Below are 22,254 nucleotides of genomic sequence, written 5' to 3' on the forward strand. Positions count from 1 at the left end.
ACAGCTTGCAGAACACACGACTTTCACCCGTTAGAACGTGTGCCCGCCGGGCACACCAAAAATGCCGTCTCCAGTCACTCTGAAGACGGCATTACTGCTTTCCATATTCAGTTTTGTGAGACAGAAAGAGCCAAATAGCCTCCGAAGGGCGATAGATGTTTTAGTTATTTCGGCCAGCCAGCGGTTTTTCTGTCCAGGTCTGCGGGTTATCTCCTGTTACTCTTCATCCGGAATATACTCTACGATATCCTCGATTCTGCAGTTCAAGATTTGGCAGAGGACTTCCAGCGTATGGGTCGACACATACATATTCTTTTTCAGACGTCCAATCTGGCCGGCGCTGAAGCCATAGTATCGAATTAAACGATACTGAGTCATCTGCTTTTCCTTCATGGTCTTCCACAGCTTATCATATGTTATCATCTTTTTCACCCTTTCCCTATCAATTAAATAACGAATCAAACAGGCTGTATATAACCGAAATTTGGATACTATTTTTAATTATGAGAATTTTTGTAAAAAATATACAATATATAAGAAGCTGTTCTGCCAATAAATTGTGCAAATCAACAACAAAAACCGTAAAACTGTTAAGCGCAAAACAAACTCTTGGTGAGAAGTGATTTCGGAGATCTATTTTCAGTGGCATATATGTACAGAGAAGTATAGGACAGCTGGATAAAAACTTCTTCTGATAAAGAGCCAAAAAAGGAGGTTCCCCTCCCGCGGAGTAATCCGCCGGAAGAGAAACCTCCCCAAAGTCAAATAATCTGAACGGAGATTATTGATTATTTGTTGTTAAGACTACGCCATCCTACGATAACCTTTCCGTCAGCTGCTACAGTGTATGTATACTGATCGTCATCATATAACTGGATGAATGGAATAGATACAAGAGAATCCTCGCTTGGATCATATCCCTTAGCCTGCATGATCTCCTTAGCCTGAGCAACTAACTCATCAGCTGTATAGGACTGTCCGCCTGGTACAGAGATGGATTTAACCTTCTTGCCAGTGAATGTTACATTAACATCCTCTGTCTCGATACCCTCGTTCTCGATGTCATACTTCTTGCTGTCGCTCTTTGTAGACTGAACTTTACCCTTGCTATTTACCAGGTAAATGTCGTCGTTTAAGTAGTACAGTCTGTAGTCGTCGTCAGCCTCAAGTCTCTTACCGTTGAAGTACAGGTAGTTGTCCTTCTCGCCTGTGTAACCCTGGCCGTTCTTGCCGTTCTTTGTGTTGAAGTAGAAGTCGTATGTATCGTCATCGCACTCTACGTCAGAAATCTTGCCGTCCTGCATATAGCCATTGTCATCGAAGTAGTAGAAACCGTTGTCATCAGCGATGTACTGAAGACCTGTCTGCATCTGGCCTTTCTCGTTGAATGCGAAGTACTTCTTGCCCTTGGAGCTGTCTACTTTGATCTTAGCTACGTAAACCGGCTCGCCGTCTCCATCGTATGTAGCGAGATCCTTCTTAGCTGCATCAGCATGCTTAGCCTCGCCTTTATCAAAGTAATACCAGTCTGTATCGCTGTCTGTTCCAACGTCCTCGGAACCGTCGATCTCATACCAGCCGTCGCCTCTCCAGCCTTCCTCTACGATATTGTAGTAGTACATATCACTGATGCTTGCAGTTCCTGGTGTTGCGCTTCCATCAAGTACTGCATTGGAAGGTGTTCCTGATACCTTTGTTGGTGTGTTGTTGATCCACTCGTAAAGCATCTGGCCATGCTCGTTGAACATGTAGTAACGGCCGTTTACTTTCTTCTTTCCTGTATCCTTGTACATCTTGCCGTTGGATCCGAACCAGTACCAGCCCTCATCATCACAGTCGTCCTCGTCTGCGCAGGTAAGGATCTGCTCATCGTCGTTATCCTCATCAGCATCGCCTGGCTTCTCCAGCCATAACCACTGATTCTCAGCTCTCCAGCCTTCGTCCTCGCCGCCTAAGTAGTAAACGTCGCCCTTATCCTCATGCCAGCCGTCGAGCATCTGGCCGTCTTCATCAAAGTAGTAGGTCTTGCCGTTGATCTTCTTGGAATCGTCAGTTACCTTCTTACCCTTGCTGTCGAAGTAGTACCAGTGATCGCCATCCTCATCCGGATCAGAGATATCCTCATCTGGAGTTGTCTTGATCCAGGCATTCTTTAACATAGCGCCGTCAGAACCTACATAGTACTCATCGTCTACCCAGGAATCTGTCAGCATGTTTCCATCTTCGTCAAGGTAGAACCACTTGGAGCCATCCTTTCTCCACTCGTCCTCTACCATCTCATCATCGCTGTCATAGTAGTGCCAGATACCATCCTCATCCTTCTCCCAACCTGCGAAAGATGTCATGGAAGCGCCTACAGCGAGTAAAGCTGCTGCAGAAAGAACTGCAACTAATTTAGTCTGCTTTCTCATAATGAATGCACTCTCCTTTTTTCTTCTTGAAATCATTTTTTTCGAAATTCCTAACTGCATTACGTGGCTATTATACTTCGGATAAGGGAAATTATCAATAGTTTTTTAACAAAAAAATAAATTTATTTCCATTCACTTTTTTGTAAATATGTACGATTTCCCTTTCAGAAGTGCCTCACCTCCGATACACTCATATCATAATACACCTTTACCCAAAATACAATAACATTTCTCTGTGCATTTTCTTACAGAATCATTACAGAACAAAAAAATTAATCAAAAATTGTACTAATATCAATACAATCTTAAGATTTGAGCTGTACTTTTGCTGATTTCATGCTATAATGTTCATATTTAATTCTATAAGGCTGTTTTTTGAACAGCAGCCAGAAAGCAGGTATTATGGATCGATATGGATTGATATGCAGAAATATTCTGGAGCATCCCGATATTACACAGAGGGAGCTGGCAAAGAGGCTGGATATTTCTCTCGGAACAGCTAACAGGCTGATAAACGACTGCCTGGAGCAGGGGCTGGCTGTGATAGATTCTGAGGCGAATAAATATACATTAACTGAAAAAGGAATGGCACTGCTGCTTCCTTATAAGGTAGATGGAGCGTTAATTATGGCTGCAGGCTTCGGCTCCCGCTTCGTGCCTCTCACCTTCGAAATGCCCAAGGGACTTCTTGAGGTTTTCGGAGAGCGGATGATCGAACGCCAGATCAAGCAGCTTCACTCTGTCGGAATCACCGATATCACTATTGTGGTGGGATATCTGAAAGAAAAATTCGAATATCTGATTGACAAATATCAGGTAAAGCTCCTCTATAATCCCGAGTATTCTTCTAAGAATAATCTCGCCACCATCTATCACGCCAGAGAAGTTCTTCGCGGGAGAAACATGTATATTCTCTCCTCAGACAACTGGCTCAGGGCCAATATGTTCCACGCCTATGAGTGCGGGGCCTGGTATTCCACTTCCTATATGGAGGGAAACACTTCTGAATGGTGCGTAAAAACCAATAAAAAGGGGCGAATTTCTTCTATTTCTGTAGGAGGACATGATTCCTATGCTCTGTACGGACCGGCTTTCTTCTCCCGGGAGTTTTCGATGGAGTTTCTTCCTATTATAGAAGACTATTATCACCGGCCTGGCACCGAACAGTTTTACTGGGAAAATGCCCTGATGGAACATCTCCAGGAGCTTGCGCTTTTTTCCAACCCGCAGCCGGAGAATCAGGTTTACGAATTTGAGAATCTGGAGGAGCTCCGGCAGTTTGATCCCAAGTACCAGAATCACTCTGATAATGAAGCCCTGGCTCTCGTTTCCAGAGTTTTCGAGATACAGGAGGAGGAAATCACCAATATCCGCTGTCTGAAGGCAGGAATGACAAATAAATCTTTCCTGTTTGAACTTCGGGGAAAGCATTACATCTGCCGTATTCCGGGGCCGGGGACGGAACAGCTCATCAACCGAAGGCAGGAAGAGGCTGTCTACCGTGCTGTCAATCCTCTTCATATGACAGAGGACATTGTCTATTTTGATGGGAAAACCGGATACAAAATCGCCCATTACTATGAGGGGGCGCGCAATGCAGATCCCCACAGTGAGGAGGACATGAGGCTCTTTATGAAGGAGCTTCACAGACTTCATGAATCCGGTCTTTCGGTTCCCCACTCCTTTTCTCTGCGGGAACGGATCGATTTTTATGAGGGTCTGTGCCGCGGACGGGAAAAAATGCTGTTTGAGGATTATTCGGAAGTGCGCGGTCACATGAACCGGCTTCTGGAGCTCCTGGAACTGATGGACAGACCTCAGTGTCTCTCCCATATTGACTGCGTCCCTGACAATTTTCTGATTCTCCCGGACGGCTCCGGTAAAATCATTGACTGGGAATATGCAGGCATGCATGACCCTCTCATCGATATTGCCATGTGCGGTATTTACTCCTATTACAATGAGGAAGAAATGGATCATCTGATTGAGCTCTATCTGAAGCGTTCCCCAGATGAAGAGGAACGCTTTGTCATCTATGCCTGTGCAGCTCTGGGAGGTTTTCTCTGGTGCCTGTGGGCAGTTTTCAAGAGCAGCCTGGGCGAGGAATTCGGCGAGTATACCTTAATCATGTACCGCTATGCAAAGCTCTATTATAAAAAGCTGCAGCAGCTCGGCGCCCTTACTGATTAAACAGTTTCGGCACATCTATGCACACGGTATGTTTTTATGATACAATGGGATAAAATGGATTTTTGATCGACACGATTACACAGGAGGAGTTTTTATGATACAAAGGAAACGTCTGCAAATAGTCGGTCTTGCCTGCCTGCTGGGGGCGCTCTCACTGCACCCGGCCATGAGCGCATTTGCGGCCTGGACAAAGGTGAACGGTATCTATACAGACAGCTCGGGAACTGCGATTGCCGGAGTGGCAGCCAGAGGGATTGATGTGTCTCACTGGCAGCAGAGCATCAACTGGGATGCGGTAGCTGCCGACGACATCCAGTTTGTCATGCTTGGAACCAGATACAATAATGCCGTCGATCCTTTTTTTCAGTCCAACGCATCCAAGGCCGCTGAAGCAGGGCTGAAGGTCGGCGCCTATATTTACTCCTATGCCACAACCACGCAGATGGCTGAACAGGAGGCTGATTTCGTGCTGAATCTGATTAAGGACTATCCTATCTCCTATCCCGTTGTCTTTGATGTGGAGTCCTCGGAGATGAGCGCCCTCTCTCCTTCTGAGCTAAGCGCCGTGATCAATGCTTTCTGCAAAAAGATCAGAGCTGCAGGCTATTATCCCATGGTCTATGCCAACGACTACTGGCTCACCAACAAAATTGATATGAGTTCCGTGAACTACGATGTCTGGGTTGCCCGGTACGATGTGCGCCACTCCTATTCCAACGCTGCCATGTGGCAGGCTACCAACAGCGGAAGCGTTTCCGGAATCTCCGGCAATGTGGACATCAACTTTGCCTACAAAGATTTTTCTTCCCTGATTCCTGCTAACCAGTGGAGAAATATCGGAGGAAACTGGTATTACTATAAAGACTACGAAATGCAGAAGGGCTGGATCAATGACGGAAACGGCTGGTACTACATGGGGGAGGATGGAACTCCCCGAAGAGGCTGGATGCAGCTGGGAGGAAAATATTTCCATCTCGACGAATCCTCCGGCAAAATGACAGTGGGATGGTTTCGCGATTCCTCCAGCTCTAAATGGTATTACCTGAAGGATGACGGAGCTCTGGCCTATGGCTGGCAGCAGGTTGACGGGAAATGGTTCTATCTCGGAACAGACGGAGCCATGATGACCGGATGGCTGAAATCCGGCGATACCTATTATTACATGAAAAGCGACGGTTCCATGGCCACAGGATGGCTGACTATAGACGGCGCCTGGTATTATTTCAATCCGAACGGGGAACTGCTCCGGGGATGGGCCGACATCGGAGGCTCCCGCTATTTTATTGGAACAGATGGAAAGATGACTACCGGATGGAAAGAAATAGACGGGTACTGGTACTACTTCGGCACAGACGGAAAGATGGCTGTAGGGTGGAGACTGGTTGACGGGCGCTACTACTACCTTGACAATGAGGGAAAGATGAAAACCGGATGGCAGCAGATTGACGGAGGCTGGTATTTCTTAAGTCCCGAGGGAAAGCTGCGCGTGGGATGGCAGCAGATTGACGGAAGCTGGTACTACCTGGGCGAAGACGGAAAAATGCGCACCGGATGGCAGCAGGTGAAAGGACTCTGGTATTATCTGGGCCAGGACGGGAAAATGCTGACCGGATGGCAGAAAATCGACAATGAGTACTACTATCTGTATACTGACGGCCGTATGCTCACCGGATGGCTCAATGACAATACTGGAAACCGTTATTATATGAGCACGAGTTCCGGCCGCATGATCCGGGGTTGGCGCCAGATTGATAACAGCTGGTACTATTTCAACAGCAGCGGCCATATGGTAAAGGGATGGCTGAGGGAAAACGGAAAGTATTATTATCTGGATCCCTCCACGGGCGTGATGGCCTCTGACTGCTCCCGGGTGATTGACAACGTCACCTACACCTTTGATCAAAACGGCGTCTGCCAGAATGAGACCAACTCTATGAGCGGCGTGACAGCCGCAGAACCAGGAACAGCATCGTCCGGTTCAGGGATGGGAACTCCCGGCAGCGGAAATTCAGAAGCTGGAAGCGGACCTTCCGGAAGCAGCGGACAGACTTCCCCTGGGAATTCGGAAAGTTCAGGCAGCGCCGGGAATTCCGGCGCTCCGGGCAGTTCCACAGGAGGCAGCGCTCCTGGCAGCTCCGGAACTTCCAATGCTCCGGGCAGTTCCTCCGGCAGCAGTTCCTCCGGTACCGGTACTGCACGTCCAGGTTCAGGAAGCTCTGATTCTGCAGATCACTATACGATCGAACCTGGCCTCACAGGCGGACCGGGAAGGTAATATCTTTGATACTCAAAACCGGACAGGAGGGATTTTAATTGCAGAGAGGGCCGAAGGGCATCAGAAAATGATTCATGATGCCCTTCGGCCCTCTCTGTGCAGTTTCCTCTCTGATTTATGGCCTGAACTTATACCTCAAAGATCAGGTCTCCATAGCTTGGCAGCGGCCAAAGCTCCTTATCTACGATCATTTCCAGCTTGTCGGCAGGGCGGCGCAGCTCCTCCATCGCCGCAGTTACAATGTCGTGATATGCGTAAGCCCTCTCCTTGTTGCCTTCTACCTTTGCAGCCTTTTCTGTTTCCTCTGTCAGCCTGGCAAGGGCAGTTTTCATATCAGACAGCAGATCGGATGCTTCCAGGAGAAGCTCCTTCTGCACACTTGTGTCCGCTTCAGGACAGGCTGTCTGTACAGCAGTCAGGGATTCTGCCAGATTTGCCGTATAGCGGATCACCGCCGGAATAATCTGCTTTCCTGCCATGTCGATCATGGTTTTGGCCTCAATATTCACAGTCTTTGCGTAGGATTCGTATTCAATCTCAGCTCTGGACTCCAGCTCTGCTCTTGTATATACGCCAAAGCTCTCAAACAGGCGGATAGCCTTATCTGTGATCAGCGAATCCACGGAGTCGATTCCGCACTTGAGGTTAGGAAGACCCCGGCGCTCTGCCTCTTCTACCCACTCTTCTGAATAGCCGTTTCCGCTGAAAATGATTCTCTTGTGCTCTGACATGGTGCGTTTGATAAAATCGTGGAGAGCCATGTCAAAATCATCAGCCTTCTCCAGCTCGTCGGCAGCCTCCTTAAAAGCCTCTGCCACAATCGTGTTGAGAACCACATTCGGTGAGGAAACAGAGTCAGAGGATCCCACCATTCGGAACTCAAACTTGTTTCCCGTAAATGCAAACGGGGAGGTTCTGTTTCTGTCTGTCGCATCCTTCACGAAATTAGGCAGCGTGGCAACTCCGGTGCTCAGGCGGTCGCCCTGTTTTGTATGGGTGGCCTCTCCGGTGCTGCAGAGCTGTTCTACCACATCCTCTAACTGCTCTCCGAGGAAAATAGAGATAATCGCTGGCGGAGCTTCTGCCGCCCCCAGACGGTGATCATTTCCAGGCACTGCCGTAGACTCTCTGAGCAGATCTGCATGCACATCCACAGCCTTCATAATACATGCCAGCACAAGCAGAAACTGCATGTTGTCATGAGGCGTATCTCCAGGATTTAACAGATTAATTCCGTCATCTGTGGACAGTGACCAGTTATTGTGCTTTCCTGAACCATTCACCCCTGCAAACGGCTTCTCATGAAGCAGGCAGGTCAGCCCGTGATGGCCGGCAATCCTCTTCAATGCCTCCATCATCATCTGGTTATGGTCAACGGCTACGTTCACCTGTGTGTAGATTGGGGCCAGCTCGTGCTGCGCCGGAGCAGCCTCATTGTGCTGGGTCTTGGCTGTCACGCCGAGCCTCCACATTTCCTCATTGACTTCTTTCATAAAGGCTCCGACTCTGGGGCGGATACTTCCAAAGTAATGATCATCCATCTCCTGTCCCTTTGGCGGCATAGCTCCAAACAGGGTGCGCCCCGCGTAAATCAGATCCTTCCTCTGGAGGTATTTCTCCTTATCCACAAGAAAATACTCCTGCTCCGGACCTACATAGGGGATGACTCGTTTGGAGGTCGTATTTCCAAACAGGCGCAGGACTCTCAGGGACTGCTCGTTGATCGCCTGCATGGAGCGCAGCAGAGGTGTTTTCTTGTCAAGAGCCTCTCCCCGGTAGGAACAGAAGGCTGTGGGTATGTAGAGTGTCACTCCCCAGGTGTCCTCCCTCAGGAATGCGGGAGACGTACAGTCCCAGGTAGTGTAGCCTCTCGCCTCAAAGGTAGAGCGCAGACCGCCGGACGGGAAAGAGGATGCGTCCGGCTCTCCCTTGATCAGCTCTTTTCCTGAAAACTCCATAATAACCCGCCCATCGCTTCCGGGAACAGAGATAAAGGAATCATGTTTCTCAGCTGTAACGCCTGTCAGCGGCTGGAACCAGTGTGAAAAATGGGTAGCTCCCCGCTCAATAGCCCACTCCTTCATGGCATGGGCAACCACATCCGCAATGGATGGATCCAGTTCCGTTCCGTCTTCAATAGTCTTTTTCAGCTTTAAATAGACATTCTTCGGAAGGCGCTCTCTCATCACGGAATCATTGAATACATTCTTTCCGAAAATCTCGGATACATTTGTGATGCTGCTCATCTGAATATTCCTCCAATTTAATATTTGTCAAATCCTCAGGACTGTCCCTTGACAGCCGTCCCGGGGATCACCTTTCTTTTCCCTATGTCAGTTCCCTGTACAAACATTCCCAAAACGGACGCGCCGGCACTTGGAAAGAAAATAAGCCCGCCTGCCCGGAAATTCTGCTCCTTGCGCGCAGAAATCCGGGCAGGCTGGCTTATCTCATCTGAGGGACAGCTTAAGCCTTTCCAACGGAACCAAATAACTCCATCTTCTCTTTTACTGTCGCCTTGATTGCCTCTGTACCAGGAGCGAGGAGCTTGCGCGGATCGAATCCCTTGCCCTCAAGGTCTTTGCCTGCTTCAATATATTTGCGTGTTGCATCAGCGAATGCTAACTGGCACTCTGTATTTACGTTGATCTTTGCAACGCCTAAAGAAATGGCTTTCTTGATCATGTCTGCCGGAATTCCTGTACCGCCGTGAAGAACGAGAGGCATATCGCCTACCTTCTCCTTGATGGACTCGAGAACGTCAAATCTTAATCCCGGCCAGTTTTCCGGATACTTTCCGTGAATGTTTCCGATTCCTGCTGCCAGCATATCGATGCCGAGGTCTGCCACAGCCTTGCACTCGTTCGGATCTGCGCACTCGCCCATACCTACAACGCCGTCTTCCTCGCCGCCGATGGATCCGACCTCTGCCTCAAGAGAAATGCCTTTTTCATGACAGATTTTCACTAATTCCGTTGTCTTCTCCACATTCTCGGCAATCGGATAGTGGGAGCCGTCGAACATGATGGATGAAAATCCTGCCTCGATACACTTCTTAGCGCCCTCGTAGGAGCCGTGATCCAGATGCAGGGCAACCGGAACAGTGATGTTTAACTCCTCTACCATAGCTGCAACCATAGCCGCAACTGTCTTGAAGCCTGTCATGTATTTTCCTGCACCCTCAGATACACCGAGGATAACCGGGGATTTTAACTCTTCTGCTGTCAGAAGAATTGCCTTTGTCCACTCAAGATTGTTAATGTTGAACTGGCCAACTGCGTACTTGCCCTCTCTTGCTTTATTGAGCATTTCTTTCGCTGATACTAACATATCGCTGAACCTCCTTCGCATTTCTCTACTTACCTGCGCTTATTATATACCATTTTTTGTTTTTTGAAAAGCTGTTCCTCATTTTAATATGCGGATTCCCCGGCTCTGTTTTTCCAGATCCGGCCTGGACAGAACAGGTGAAAATTATAGTTTTTGTACACTATTCAGGCTGTATTTCAAAAATTTCTGTATATTCTGTCCAGACAGGTTTCCCTGCCTCTCTGCTGCTTCCCTGTGTGCCCGCTGTAATGTGCAGGACTTCTGCCGAAATACCGTTTAATTCCAGCATTGTGAACAAAATAACAATCCCTATCTCTCCTGCCAGAGAATCTGTCTCACCATATCCTCCATTTCCTCCGGCCTGCACGTGCGATTGTGGCGGATCTCGGCATTTCTTATCTCTTTTACAGCCATGGGAACAGGAATTCCTGATTTTTCCGCCATTTTGTCACACAGCTCAAATTCATCCTCAGGAAGTGCTTCCCTCTCCTCTGTGCAGTCACAGATGGCCTCCATCACGCTTCTGGAAAATTTGTAAGGACTTGCCGTGGAGGCAATGACTGTCTTTGTCTGATCGCCGGTTTCCTCCCTGTATCTTCTGTATACGGAGGAGGCGACACCTGTGTGGGTGTCCATCAGATAGCCGGTATCCCTGAATACCTTGCGGATCTCCCCGGCATTTTCTTCCTGGTCTGCAAAGCCGCCTGTAAAGTCAGCTATTTTTTCTTTCATGGCAGAATCAATCTCGTAAAAACCGTCTTCGGCAAGCTGCCTCATCAGCTCTCCCGTTGCCTTTGCATCGCAGTCGGAGGCCAGGTAGAGGAGACGTTCCAGGTTGCTTGAGATGAGAATGTCCATGGACGGAGAGGTTGTGAGAATAAACTCTCTGCGCCTGTCATAAACACCTGTTTGGAAGAAATCATAAAGCACTTTATTGTCATTGGAGGCGCAGATCAGGCGGCTGACCGGAAGTCCCATTCTCTTGGCAAAATAGGCTGCCAGGATATTTCCGAAGTTTCCGGTGGGAACTGTGATGTTGATTTTCTCTCCCTCCTCAATCTCACCGTTTTCCAGGAGTTTTCCGTACGCATACACATAATACACGATCTGAGGCACAAGACGTCCGATATTGATGGAGTTGGCGGAGGAGAGGACAAAGCCCCTGTCTGCCAGTTCAGCGGCAAACTCCCTGTCTCCAAAAATCTTTTTCACTCCGCTCTGGGCATCGTCAAAGTTTCCGGCGATAGATGCCACTGCCGTATTCTCTCCCCTCTGCGTCACCATCTGAAGCTCCTGCACCCGGCTCACTCCGCCCTTGGGATAGAATACGATAATCTTCGTCCCCGGCACATCCGCAAAGCCGGCCATAGCTGCCTTTCCCGTATCCCCAGAAGTAGCCGTCAGGATTACAATGGTCTTATCTGCCCTGTTTTTTCTGGCTGCCGTCGTCATCAGATGGGGCAGAATCGACAGCGCCATATCCTTAAATGCAATCGTACTTCCGTGAAACAGTTCCAGATAATAGGCGCCGTCTGCCTTTGCAAGCGGAGCAATCTCCTCTGTGTCAAATTTGGAGTCGTAGGCACGGCTGATGCAGTCTCTCAGCTCCTGCTCAGTAAAATCCGTAAAAAAGAGCTTCATCACCTCATATGCCGTTTCCTGATAGCTCATGCCTGACAGTTCCCTGAGAGAACAGTCAAGAGCAGGGATTTTCTCCGGCATAAAAAGTCCTCCGTCATCTGCCAGCCCCTTTAATATCGCCCGGGAAGCTGTCGCATGGTTCTCGCCGCCTCTGGTACTGTTGTAGTAAATTTCCATTCTTCTCATCCTCTTTTCTGCCTAATCCGGCCCCTTTCTTATCTTGGGCCTCTCTGGCTTCTGACTGGTCTTTCGCCATGATCCGGCTTCATTTTTTCTGTGGTTTCCGGAAATATCAAACACATTTCTATACTATGCCTGAATCTTCTCTTTCCCTGAATCAGAATATTTGTATGGTTCAAAATTTTATCATATTTTATCTGGAAGCGCAACTTGAAAAGGGCAGAGCAGCACCCCCCCCCCCAAAAAAAAGCCATCAGCGGCGCGGGCAGACAGCAGACGGGCAGCTTTCACAGTCTGCGGTTGACCTTTTTGCCTTTCTCGTGCAAAATAAATAGCATACTGGAAATAGAATAATTTCGCACAGGCGCTTGAACGGGTACTGTTCTCTGAAACAGACAGGAGACAGCCGCCCGGCGCGCCCTTATAAAGGAGATTTTATGAATTACGACCATATCTTAAGCGCTGTTTTTCTGGAACGTCCAAACCGCTTTACCGCCCTGGTTTCCCTCCCCTCCTCATCCTCCGGCAAAACGGCTGTCTGCCATGTTAAAAACACAGGGCGCTGCCGGGAGCTTCTGATCCCAGGCACCTCTGTCCTGATCGAGCACCACCCTGATGCGCTTCAGAAGGGCAGGAAAACAGAGTACTCACTCATCGGCGTCTATAAAGAGCGCGCCGGCAGGTACGGGGAGACGCTTCTCATCAACATGGACTCACAGGCTCCTAATCAGGCAGCCTTTGAATGGCTGTGCCAGGGCGGCCTGGGCCCCGTTTCCGATGTCAAACGGGAGGTTGGGTTCGGCGGCTCACGGTTTGATCTCTCTTTTCGTAAGGATGGTTCCTTCTGTTTTATGGAAGTCAAGGGAGTGACTCTTGAAACAAACGGAACTGCCAGCTTTCCAGATGCCCCCACAGAGCGCGGGCTGAAGCACCTTCTGGAACTTGAGAAGGCTGTGAAAAGCGGATTTCAGGCCTATGTACTCTTTGTCATCCAGATGAAAGGAATCTGTGCTTTTACGCCCAACCGAGGGACCCATCCCGCTTTTGCCGATGCGCTGAAACGTATCAGCCAGAATGGTGTACAGATTCTGGCAAAGGACTGTCTTGTGACAGAGCACTCCATGAAGATTGATGGGGATGTTCCTGTATTTCTGTAGCAGATTTTCTGCACATAAGTCTGTTCTGTCACTCTTTTTCCAGCTCTGGCATATTCAATAGTAACGTCCTTTTTATGATGTGAGAGTATGCTTAGACCTCTTAGTTTGCTGAAACCAGGCCAGTCAGCTGTCATCCGCTGGCTGTCAGATGATAGATCGATTACCGCTCGTCTTTTAGATCTGGGCTTTACCCCCGGCACTGCTGTTACCTGCACTCTCAGCCGCAGTCATGGGGCTATCTCTGCTTTTCTTGTCCGCAATGCCGTCATTGCGCTGCGGCGGGAGGACTCTCAGCTCATTCTGGCTGAGGAGCCTGACATGCAGGAAGACCTGAAGGAGGTGGACTCGATTGAAAACTATTAAAGCAGCCCTTGTGGGAAATCCGAATGTGGGAAAGAGCACTGTTTTTAACGGCCTTACAGGGCTCAGGCAGCATACGGGAAACTGGATCGGAAAAACAGTAGCCTGTGCCACCGGCGTTTTTTCCCTGGGAGACTCCGTCTGTGAGCTGACGGATCTGCCGGGAATCTACTCCCTTCGCACCCATTCAGAGGAGGAGGAAATTGCCAGAGATTTTATCTGTTCCGGCCAGGCAGACGTGCTGATCGTGATCGGAGACGCCACCTGTCTGGAAAGAAGCCTCCATCTCTTAAAGCAGCTTTCTGAACTCCCCCTGTCTGCCGGCACCGCCTTCCTCTTCTGCATCAACCTCTGCGATGAAGCGGAAAAAAAGGGAATTGTCATTGATTTTTCTCTGCTGGAACGGGAGCTGGGCATTCCGGTTACTCCCTGTACAGCCAGAGACAAAAGACAAATCAATTTTCTGAAAGAAAAAATTTTTGAGGTTTCCTCCGAAACAGAACCCGGGAGTGTCAATTCGGACAGCCTGCCTTCCCATTGTCCATTTCGTGAAGACACAGAAAAGCCTTGCGCTGAGTGCTGCGGCTGTCACGGCTGTATGTTAAGGGGAGTTTCCATGGAATCCGTATCCCCAAATCAGCGCACTGGACAGAATCTCTGTAAAATTAATGACTTCTCTCCTGAAGCTCTGGCTGCGCAGGCTGTACGGTACACAAAACCTGATTACAGAAAGCGCCAGGAAGCCATCGACCGTTTTCTAACGGGCCGTCTAACCGGAAGCCTTGTGATGATTTTGCTTCTGCTCCTCATCTTCTGGATTACCATTACCGGGGCAAACTACCCGTCGTCATTCCTCTGGGAGCAGTTTTACAGGCTCGAGACATGGATGGCCTCTGCCCTGAGCGCTGCCGGAGCTCCAAAGCCGTTTACAGATGCCCTGGTATTCGGAGTGTTCCGGTCGGCGGCATGGATTGTCTCCGTCATGCTTCCTCCCATGGCCATTTTTTTCCCTCTGTTTACCCTTCTTGAGGATTTAGGCTACCTGCCCAGAGCTGCGTTCAATATGGACTGTGCATTTAAAAAATGCCGCGCCTGCGGAAAGCAGTGCCTAACCATGTGTGTAGTCACTGCCCCGGTTCCCCAGTCCTTTGCCGCCCCTTCTCCCGGCCTCCTTCTTATTTTTTCAGACAGTGCATGTATCTTTCCGCCTGATCCCAGGCAACGAGAAATCCGGCCCCATGGGCGCAGAATACTGAAGCTGATGTGTTTTCCTTGTCTGCCCCCTTATCATAAGCAATTTCTTCTATCACTTTCGAGGCGTCATGGCAGGCATCGTACCCGTCGCTTATAAGTGAAATGCTCCCCCCTCCGCGGCTGAAGGCAGCCAGCTCAGCCGGATAATCCGCAAACTCTGACACCGGCCCTCTTCCGGCTATGACTGTCATACTTCCCTGGCTCACCGGCGGTTCAAATGTTCCTGAGCGCTTTTGAATATCCGCCATCACCCGGCCAGTCAGGCTGTTTTCCACTGCAATTTCAAAACGATAAAAGGGCTCCAGCAGGATATTTTCCGCCTTTTCAAGCCCCTGCCTGACAGCCCGGTATACTGCCTCGCGAAAATCGCCTCCCTCGGTATGTTTCTGATGAGCTCTGCCTGCTGTCAGAACAACCGTCACATCCGTCAGAGGAGCGCCTGTGAGGATTCCCCTGTGTACCCGCTCAAACACGTGGGTTCGTATCAGATTCTGATAGTTTTGTGCCAGCTCGTCCAAAGGGCACTCGCTCCGAAACTGAATTCCGCTCCCTCTCTCCCCCGGCTCAAGCCTGAACGCCACCTCCGCATAATGCCTGAGCGGCTCGTAGTGACCGTAGCCCATAACCGGCTTCCCGATCGTTTCCTTATAAATTACCTTGGGCGGAAGAAAGGCGATGTCAATTCCCCACCGCTCTCTGAACATCTGTTTTATAATCTCAAGCTGTATTTCACCCATAACCGACACAGTGAGGGGAGAAAGCGAAAGGCTGAGCTGAGGCTCCTCCGCTTCCAGAAGCCGCATATACCTGATGATTCTCTGCATCAGCTCTGTACGTTCGTCTGTAAGACTCTGAAACTCCTCAGCGGAGGCGGCTGCCTGTGCTTCCTCTGGTATCACCCTGGCTGCCAGAGACGGAACCAGAAAGAAGTCAGCTTTATCCATTTCCCTGCCGCCCGTTCCGATCAGTGAACCGCAGCGGGGGATGGACAAGCCAGTAACTGCACAGAGTGCCCCTGCAGACGCTTCTTTCATGGAGCTGAATTTTTTTCCACAATAGCTCCGTATTTCATGGATTTTTTCCGCCGCTGCCTCTTCCAGGCCTTTTTCAGCTCCGTTTGTCTCCTCCCCGTCTCTTCCAGAGCTGCCGGTATACTCCGCTTGTTGGCAAAAGCGTATCTCATCCCTGACTCTCAGTTTTCCCTGCAGAATTTTTATAAAGGTGAGACGGTTCTGTCTGTCATCATGACGAATCTTATAGACAAGTCCCCGAAAGGGCAGCTCCTCTCTTTCCTTTTCGTCCCCCTCCTCCAGCATGCAGTTAAACAGGCGGAAGAATTCGACTATTCCCTGATCTCTGAGCGCAGACCCGCACATGCAAAGAAACAGCTTTCTTTCCCGGATCAGCGCCTGCGCCCCGCTTTTCAGCTCATCCCCTGTCAGGCTGTCCGAAAGGTACCGCTCCAATAGCCTGTCTTCTCTCTCGCAGATAAATTCTGTCAGCCTGCGGGACGGTTCTGTCTCTCCTTCCTGGAGCGTTCCTGATTCCAGACTCTGGGCCTCCGGCTCTGCCACAAAAACAGCATCTGTGCTCAGCCGCTCCCTCACCTGAAAAAGCAGCTTTTCCCTGTCAGCTCCCTCCAGATCCATCTTGTTGAAAAACAGAAAGGCAGGTACCTTATATTTTTCCAGGATACGCCAGAGTGTCACAGTATGAGCCGTCACTCCGGAACCGGCCGCCACCAGAAGGATGGCTGCATCCAGGGCCATCACAGCCCGCTCCATCTCCGCTGAAAAATCCACATGCCCCGGTGTGTCCATCAGATAATAAGTATTACCTTCAAAGACAAAGGGACTCTGATCCGTAAATATGGTAATACCTCTGGAACGCTCCACCGGATCACTGTCCAAAAGCGTATTTCCCTGATCTACCCTTCCGGGCGTCTTTAAAATTCCCGCATGATACAGAAGCTGTTCTGAAAAAGTTGTTTTTCCTCCGTCCACATGGGCCAGAATACCTATTGTCTTTTTCATCTCCGTCAATTTCCCGCTTTCATCCAGTCTTCTTTTCCGTTTATCTGTCTGCTGGCCGGTGTTCCAGACTTGCCGCACCGTTTAGAGACTCCCATTCCTTCTGTCAGTTGACATACTTCCACTTTCCAAAAATGTTGCGCTTAAAGTGTGTAAGCCTCCTTCTGGCGCTGTCATTTCCCAAAAGAGCTGCCTGTCTGTAGTAATCGACCGCCTGCTCCAGATCCCGCTCAATCTGTGTTCCTTTTTCATATAAGCTGCCCAACTCATAGTAGGCATCCGCGTTTTTCTCAGTCTCTGCAGCCTTCCTGTACAGCTCTGCAGCCCGCTTCTCATCTTTTTCACATCCATAGCCATTCCGGCACAGATAGGCAAGCTGGCACAGTTCCCTAAGCGTCCCCTTTTCCCAGGAGCTGTTTAGCAGTTCATAGGCCCTGGCATAGTTCTGGGGAAGCTCCTCTCCCTCAAAGTAGAGATGCCCGAGAATCTGAATACACTCATCATTTCCCATGGATGCGCCCTGCTCGAAATACGCCGCCGCTTTTTCTGCACCGGAGCCTGGAATCAGGCCCTCATGGTAAAGATGAGCCAGCAGACAGCAGGCCTGTCCATCCTCTTCCCCCTGGGCATACTCAGCTAAAAGCCTTTCGGCCTTCTGGAAATCCTGGTACTCTCCCGGCATACAGTACAGTCTTCCCAGATCAAGGCCAACCTGATGATCTCCGGCGGCATAGGCCCTGCTGTACCAGTAGCAGGCTCTCTCATAATTTTCATACTCTCCTTCTGAGTAGATCTGCCCCAGCCTGACAAAGCTTTCCCTGTTATCGTGCCTGGCGGCTTCCTCAAAGAAGGCAATCGCCTGCTCGGTATCCTGTTCGGTTCCCGCCCCGTTCAGACACATCTCCCCCAGATAGAAGGGGGCCTCCTCATCTCCCTGGCGGGCGGCTGCATACAAATAGGCAAACGCGGCCTCATAATCCTGCTGTTCCAGGGTAAACAGCCCCATCTTCAGCAGCCCCCAGGCGCTCCCGGCTGCTGCGGCTTTCTCTGCCCAATAGAGTCCCGCCGACACATCCTTGCGGGTATAGGTCCCGGAAAAGCAACATTTTCCTGCTCTCTCCATGGCATTTACAATTCCGCCTTCTCCCGCCTTTTCATACCATTTGAAACAGTTTCCGGCAGCCCGCTCGCTCTTGGGAAGAATGTCATAAAAATCGTCATAGTAAAATCCATCTGCCAGCTGATAAGCGGCATAGGGCTCCCCTCCTGCAGCCGCTTCCATCACAATCTGAAGGCTTTCTGCCAGAGAATACCGGGCCTGCGCCTGCAGCCGCTCATCGTACTGCCCCGCCCGCAGCGCTCCCAGCACACAGCGGGCGCTTCCGGCTTCCGCACCGGCCAGATAACACTCATATGCTTTTTTATCATTAAAGCCTACCGCCGCATCTCCCCAGCTGTAGCAGTGTCCCAGAAAGAAGAGAGCATCCGCATCCCCGTCCTCTGCTGCTCTCTCTAAATATTCAAGTCCCTGCGCAAACAGCTCCTCGTTGCACTGCTTCCAGATTAAATCTGCTCCCTGGCTGCACAGCTCTGACATTAATACCGCCATATTTCACTTTCCTCATTTTCTCAAATCATTTCTATGGCTATCATACTATTTTTAAAGATCCAGCACAACCGTTTTATGGAAATTTATGATTTGGCAGTTTCTTCCCCTGCTTTTCATACAGGGCTCCAGCTGCCGGCAGATTCATAACTTCTCCTGTTCTCACAGACATCCGGGAAAGGAGACTGGCTGTTTTTCATATATTTTATAGAACGCATAGCGGCTGCCTCTTAAACAGCCGCCGCCAAACGAGGTGAGCACAGTTGCAGTATGAGCACGACACGTACGACAGGCATTTGAAAAGAGGAAACGCCGCAGGCAGGCATCCTCAGAACCGTGAAGGCAGTCATTTGCGGGGAGCTATCTATCTGCGGCTCTCAAAAGACGATGACGGACGAAAGGAAAGTTCCAGTATCGGAAGCCAGCGCAGGCTTCTGCTGCGGTATGCACAGGAGAAGGGCTTTCCCATCGTCCGCGAGTATTCGGACGACGGATGGTCTGGAACCACCTTTGACCGGCCTGCATTTCAGGAAATGATCCGGGATATTAAGCGGGGAGAGATTAATCTTGTGATGACAAAGGATCTGTCCCGGCTCGGCAGAGATTATATTTTGTCCGGGCAGTACACAGAACTTTTTTTCCCCTCGATGAATGTCCGCTTTATTGCAGTCAACGACGGCTATGATTCAGCTGTTTCCGACATGGATCTCATTCCCTTCAGAAATATTATCAACGAAATGTATGCCAGAGATATTTCCAGAAAGATCCGCTCTTCCCTGCGGACGAGGATGGAGGACGGAAGCTATATAGGAAATTTTGCGCCTTACGGCTATATCAAGCAGCCCGGCCCTCCTGTGCAGCTGATTCCCGATCCGGAGACCGCCTCCATCGTTAAAGAAATATTCTCCATGGGAGCTGAGGGCAGAACACCTGCTGAGATCGCAGACAGTTTAAATCAGAGAAAAATCCCCTCCCCCGCTGTCTACCGCTGCCTGAAGCATCCATGGCTCTGTGAAAACAATTACACAGTTAAACGTATCTGGACAGCGAACTCCGTCTTAAAAATGCTCCACAATCCCGTTTACCTGGGCCGTATGATTCAGGGAAAAAGCCGCAAACTCTCCTTCAAAAGCAGGCTGACGGTGGCAAACCCTGCGGAGCTGTGGGTGGATGCCGGAAGAACCCACGAGCCTCTTGTGAGCGAAGCTGTGTTTGAAGCATGTAAAGAGGAAATTCAAAAGCGGCGCTGCCGGCGATGACTACGCATGGCTATGGGCTTTGGCTGCAATGCAGCCGGAGTTGTGGGATGCCGGATTATCGACTCTCCCAGAGAGCGCCTGATCGCCATTCTCACAAACTCCCTGGTTCCCTGCAACGGGAGATTTCCTACGCTCATTATGCTGATCTCCCTGTTTTTTATGGGAGGATTCGGACTGTTTAAAGAAGCGGGAAGCGGCTCGCCCTTCCTCTGCTCTCTCATAACGGCCGCCTTCCTGACCGGATTGATTCTGCTGGGAATTGCCGCAACTTTACTGTCCTCCTTTCTTCTGTCCAAGACGCTGCTTCGCGGGATTCCTTCTGCTTTCACCCTGGAGCTTCCGCCCTACAGAAAGCCGCAGATCGGCAAGGTACTGATCCGCTCTGTCTTTGACCGGACTATCTTCGTTCTGGGGCGCGCTCTCATGGCGGCCGCACCTGCAGGGCTTGTTATCTGGCTGTTAGCCAATATTAACGTCGGAAATCTGAGCCTGCTCTCCCGGCTCTCCGGCCTTCTTGAACCACTTGGACAGTTTCTGGGTATGGACGGCGTGATCCTGACCGGATTTATACTGGGCTTTCCCGCCAACGAGATTGTAATTCCCATTATCCTGATGGCCTATCTGCAGACCGGCCAGCTGGTTGAAATGTCCGATCAGGCTCAGCTTTTTTCTCTTCTGTCTGCCCACGGGTGGACTGTGAAAACTGCCCTCTGTATGGCAGTTTTCTCCCTCTTTCACTGGCCCTGCTCAACTACCTGCCTGACCATCAGGAAGGAAACAGGAAGCTGGCTGTGGACGGCCGTTGCCTTTCTGCTCCCAACCCTTATCGGGTCCCTTCTGTGCGTCCTGCTTAATACCATGCTCCCTGGCTGACCACAATGGCAGATGCTGAAACTGAGTCAGAGAGACGCCGGCCATGCTGCTCCCTGGCTGGCGTCCTGAGAGCAGCGGGAAGCCAGCTCCCACGCTCAATTAACTCTCATTTCACAATAGTCAGTACAGCTAACTAATGGGAGTCAAAAAACTGTTCCAGAATCCTCCTCCCTGTCCGCCAGACAAAACGCAGAATCACCAGAAAAATAAGGATGGTGCCGATGCCCACTGTAACTGCTACTGTGACTGTGACCACCTTCACAAGCTTTTCTTTCAATGAATCATCCAAAGAATCCCTATCCGGCTCCCTCTGCCCTTCCATACTCTCTGCTTTCTCCTCTCCGCCAGCCGTCTCGGGGACCATTTTCCGCTCCAGAACATAAACCGCTTTTGTTCTGTAGGAAGGCGGCGGCTCCATGTCAGTCATTCCCCCGTACACAGCACGGCAGTCCCGCACCAGCCGTTCTCCGGATGCCCTGGCCTTTCTGCACAGAATCCCGGTCTCATCCTCATACGGCTCCCCGGCCCACTGATACTCCAGGATCCGGTATCTCTCTCCTGACAGACCCAAAAGGCCAAGAATTTCTTCCTCAAATTGCCCGAGAGCCGGCTTTTCTGCTCTGTGATCTGCGTAAATTTCAGTCTCTCCAAGCTCATACACATCTGACTCACAGCTGTGGAAGGTAAGGATACATTCAAAATCCGGCTCCCACCTCTCATTATAAAATTCAGTGCGCAGGAGGGGCATTTTTACTTTTTCCGTGAGCCCCTCCACCGTTATCTCAGCCTCGTCCGGGATTTCTGCCTCCGCGCCAACCAACTCATATACAACGGAGGCTTCCCTATACTGCCTGTCCTTGTCTTTTTCCTCCTTCACCGTCTCCCACGAAGAGAGTCTGTATGTCTTTCCTCCCCTCTCTATCAGCTGCTGAGGTTCCTGAAGTTTTTCCCTGGAATTTTCCGGCGCAGAATACTCTAAAATCTCTTCCGGAAACGGCCCCTCCTGCGGTGTTACGCCCTCTTCTTTTTCCTTCTCAGCCTCCTTTCTGTACGTTCCCTCTCCCGGCATATCTTGTCCCGGTAAATCTCTTCCAGATATTTCCTCCTGATGCATCCTTCTGTCCGGCATTTCCGCATCGGATATTTCTTTCTCAAACAGCTCTCTCCCGGGTATCTCTCCCCGGCGGTCTTCCTGATAAATTTCTGCATCCAGTGTCTCAGCGCGGACGCAGACAGGACAGAACGATGCTAAAAGTATACCAGAAGCGAGGAATGACAAAGGGAGTCTGCTCCGAACACCCCGTCGGCTCCCTTTCCTCTGCGCTCCTCTGCCCTGACTGTCTCTTATTTCTCTCTCTGTTTTTCTCTGCCTGCCTCTGTCCACAGCTATTCCTCCTGAAAATATGCTGGTTTTATCTCTGCCTGTAAGGAGAAAAGATTTACGGTCTCATTCCGCATGGCTCCTCTTCTTTTCCGCTTACTCTATTTTTCCATACCTGGAAATACAGGCTGCCCTCTGCCTTCTGTCTGATTTTGGCTGTCTGGTTTTCTCTGTCTGATTTTCGCTGTTTGCTTTTCGCTGTCTGGTTTTCTCTGTTTGCTTTTCGCTGCCTGCTTTTCACAATTTGTATTTCTCTGTCCCGTTTATGGGTACCCTATTCTTTTTGTATCTTACTTCTCTCTATATT

The 22,254-nt window shown here is 50.1% G+C and carries 12 protein-coding genes and 3 pseudogenes; 7 read left to right on the plus strand and 8 right to left on the minus strand.

The window, feature by feature from the left end; all coding sequences use genetic code 11:
* Window positions 1-216 precede the first annotated feature (216 nt).
* Both DW757_RS09450 and DW757_RS09455 read right to left on the minus strand, forming a co-directional pair.
* Window positions 217-423, minus strand: a complete 207-nt coding sequence (locus DW757_RS09450) for a helix-turn-helix transcriptional regulator (protein ID WP_008397568.1) — start codon at window positions 421-423, stop codon at window positions 217-219.
* Between the two features lie 365 nt (window positions 424-788).
* Window positions 789-2,411: a glucan-binding protein gene (locus DW757_RS09455; RefSeq protein ID WP_118751618.1), complete on the minus strand. Its 1,623-nt coding sequence runs from the start codon at window positions 2,409-2,411 to the stop codon at window positions 789-791.
* 402 nt (window positions 2,412-2,813) lie between these two features.
* Here DW757_RS09455 and DW757_RS09460 point away from each other — a divergent pair, with 402 nt between their 5' ends.
* Window positions 2,814-4,601, plus strand: coding sequence for a phosphotransferase (locus tag DW757_RS09460; RefSeq protein WP_118751577.1), 1,788 nt, complete (start codon window positions 2,814-2,816; stop codon window positions 4,599-4,601).
* Window positions 4,602-4,695: 94 nt separating this feature from the next.
* Window positions 4,696-6,876 (plus strand): GH25 family lysozyme, encoded by a 2,181-nt coding sequence (locus tag DW757_RS09465; RefSeq protein ID WP_118751578.1) that lies wholly within the window; start codon window positions 4,696-4,698, stop codon window positions 6,874-6,876.
* Between the two features lie 128 nt (window positions 6,877-7,004).
* On the opposite strand, the gene DW757_RS09470 is transcribed toward DW757_RS09465, so the two are convergent.
* The 3 genes from DW757_RS09470 to thrC all read right to left on the minus strand — a co-directional run bounded on the left by DW757_RS09470 (window position 7,005) and on the right by thrC (window position 12,024).
* The gene (locus DW757_RS09470) at window positions 7,005-9,122 is read right to left on the minus strand and encodes a glutamine synthetase III (RefSeq protein WP_008397574.1); all 2,118 of its coding nucleotides are present in this window, start codon (window positions 9,120-9,122) and stop codon (window positions 7,005-7,007) included.
* A 220-nt stretch (window positions 9,123-9,342) separates the two neighbouring features.
* A complete protein-coding gene (gene fba, locus DW757_RS09475) occupies window positions 9,343-10,206 on the minus strand; it encodes a class II fructose-1,6-bisphosphate aldolase (RefSeq protein WP_015544925.1) in 864 nt (287 codons plus the stop codon).
* Window positions 10,207-10,515: 309 nt separating this feature from the next.
* Window positions 10,516-12,024: a threonine synthase gene (thrC, locus tag DW757_RS09480; RefSeq protein ID WP_118751579.1), complete on the minus strand. Its 1,509-nt coding sequence runs from the start codon at window positions 12,022-12,024 to the stop codon at window positions 10,516-10,518.
* Window positions 12,025-12,464: 440 nt separating this feature from the next.
* Between thrC and sfsA the strand changes: the two genes are divergently transcribed.
* From sfsA to DW757_RS17670, 3 genes are all read left to right on the plus strand, one after another.
* Entirely contained in the window at window positions 12,465-13,184 is a 720-nt protein-coding gene (sfsA, locus tag DW757_RS09485) for a DNA/RNA nuclease SfsA (protein WP_118751580.1), read from the plus strand.
* Window positions 13,185-13,271: 87 nt separating this feature from the next.
* Window positions 13,272-13,547, plus strand: a complete 276-nt coding sequence (locus DW757_RS09490) for a FeoA family protein (RefSeq protein WP_118751581.1) — start codon at window positions 13,272-13,274, stop codon at window positions 13,545-13,547.
* Window positions 13,534-14,895 (plus strand): FeoB small GTPase domain-containing protein, encoded by a 1,362-nt coding sequence (locus DW757_RS17670; protein ID WP_118751582.1) that lies wholly within the window; start codon window positions 13,534-13,536, stop codon window positions 14,893-14,895. The genes DW757_RS09490 and DW757_RS17670 overlap by 14 nt, the downstream gene beginning before the upstream one ends.
* A gap of 28 nt (window positions 14,896-14,923) precedes the next feature.
* On the opposite strand, the pseudogene DW757_RS09500 reads toward DW757_RS17670, so the two are convergent.
* Together DW757_RS09500 and DW757_RS09505 are read right to left on the minus strand one after the other, a co-directional pair.
* Window positions 14,924-16,831, minus strand: a pseudogene (locus DW757_RS09500) (translation factor GTPase family protein); the annotation flags it as partial.
* A 103-nt stretch (window positions 16,832-16,934) separates the two neighbouring features.
* Window positions 16,935-18,437, minus strand: a complete 1,503-nt coding sequence (locus DW757_RS09505; protein ID WP_118751584.1) for a tetratricopeptide repeat protein — start codon at window positions 18,435-18,437, stop codon at window positions 16,935-16,937.
* 347 nt (window positions 18,438-18,784) lie between these two features.
* Between DW757_RS09505 and DW757_RS09510 the strand changes: the two are divergent.
* Together DW757_RS09510 and DW757_RS09515 are read left to right on the plus strand one after the other, a co-directional pair.
* Window positions 18,785-19,666: pseudogene (locus tag DW757_RS09510) on the plus strand (recombinase family protein); the annotation flags it as partial.
* 18 nt (window positions 19,667-19,684) lie between these two features.
* Window positions 19,685-20,566, plus strand: a pseudogene (locus DW757_RS09515) (nucleoside recognition domain-containing protein); the annotation flags it as partial.
* A 133-nt stretch (window positions 20,567-20,699) separates the two neighbouring features.
* Here DW757_RS09515 and DW757_RS09520 read toward each other — a convergent pair.
* Window positions 20,700-21,635, minus strand: a complete 936-nt coding sequence (locus DW757_RS09520; RefSeq protein ID WP_147355639.1) for a hypothetical protein — start codon at window positions 21,633-21,635, stop codon at window positions 20,700-20,702.
* Between the last annotated feature and the right edge of the window lie 619 nt (window positions 21,636-22,254).

It is taken from the genome of Clostridium sp. AM29-11AC (assembly GCF_003480545.1).
In the GTDB taxonomy this organism is placed as follows: domain Bacteria; phylum Bacillota; class Clostridia; order Lachnospirales; family Lachnospiraceae; genus Otoolea; species Otoolea saccharolyticum_A.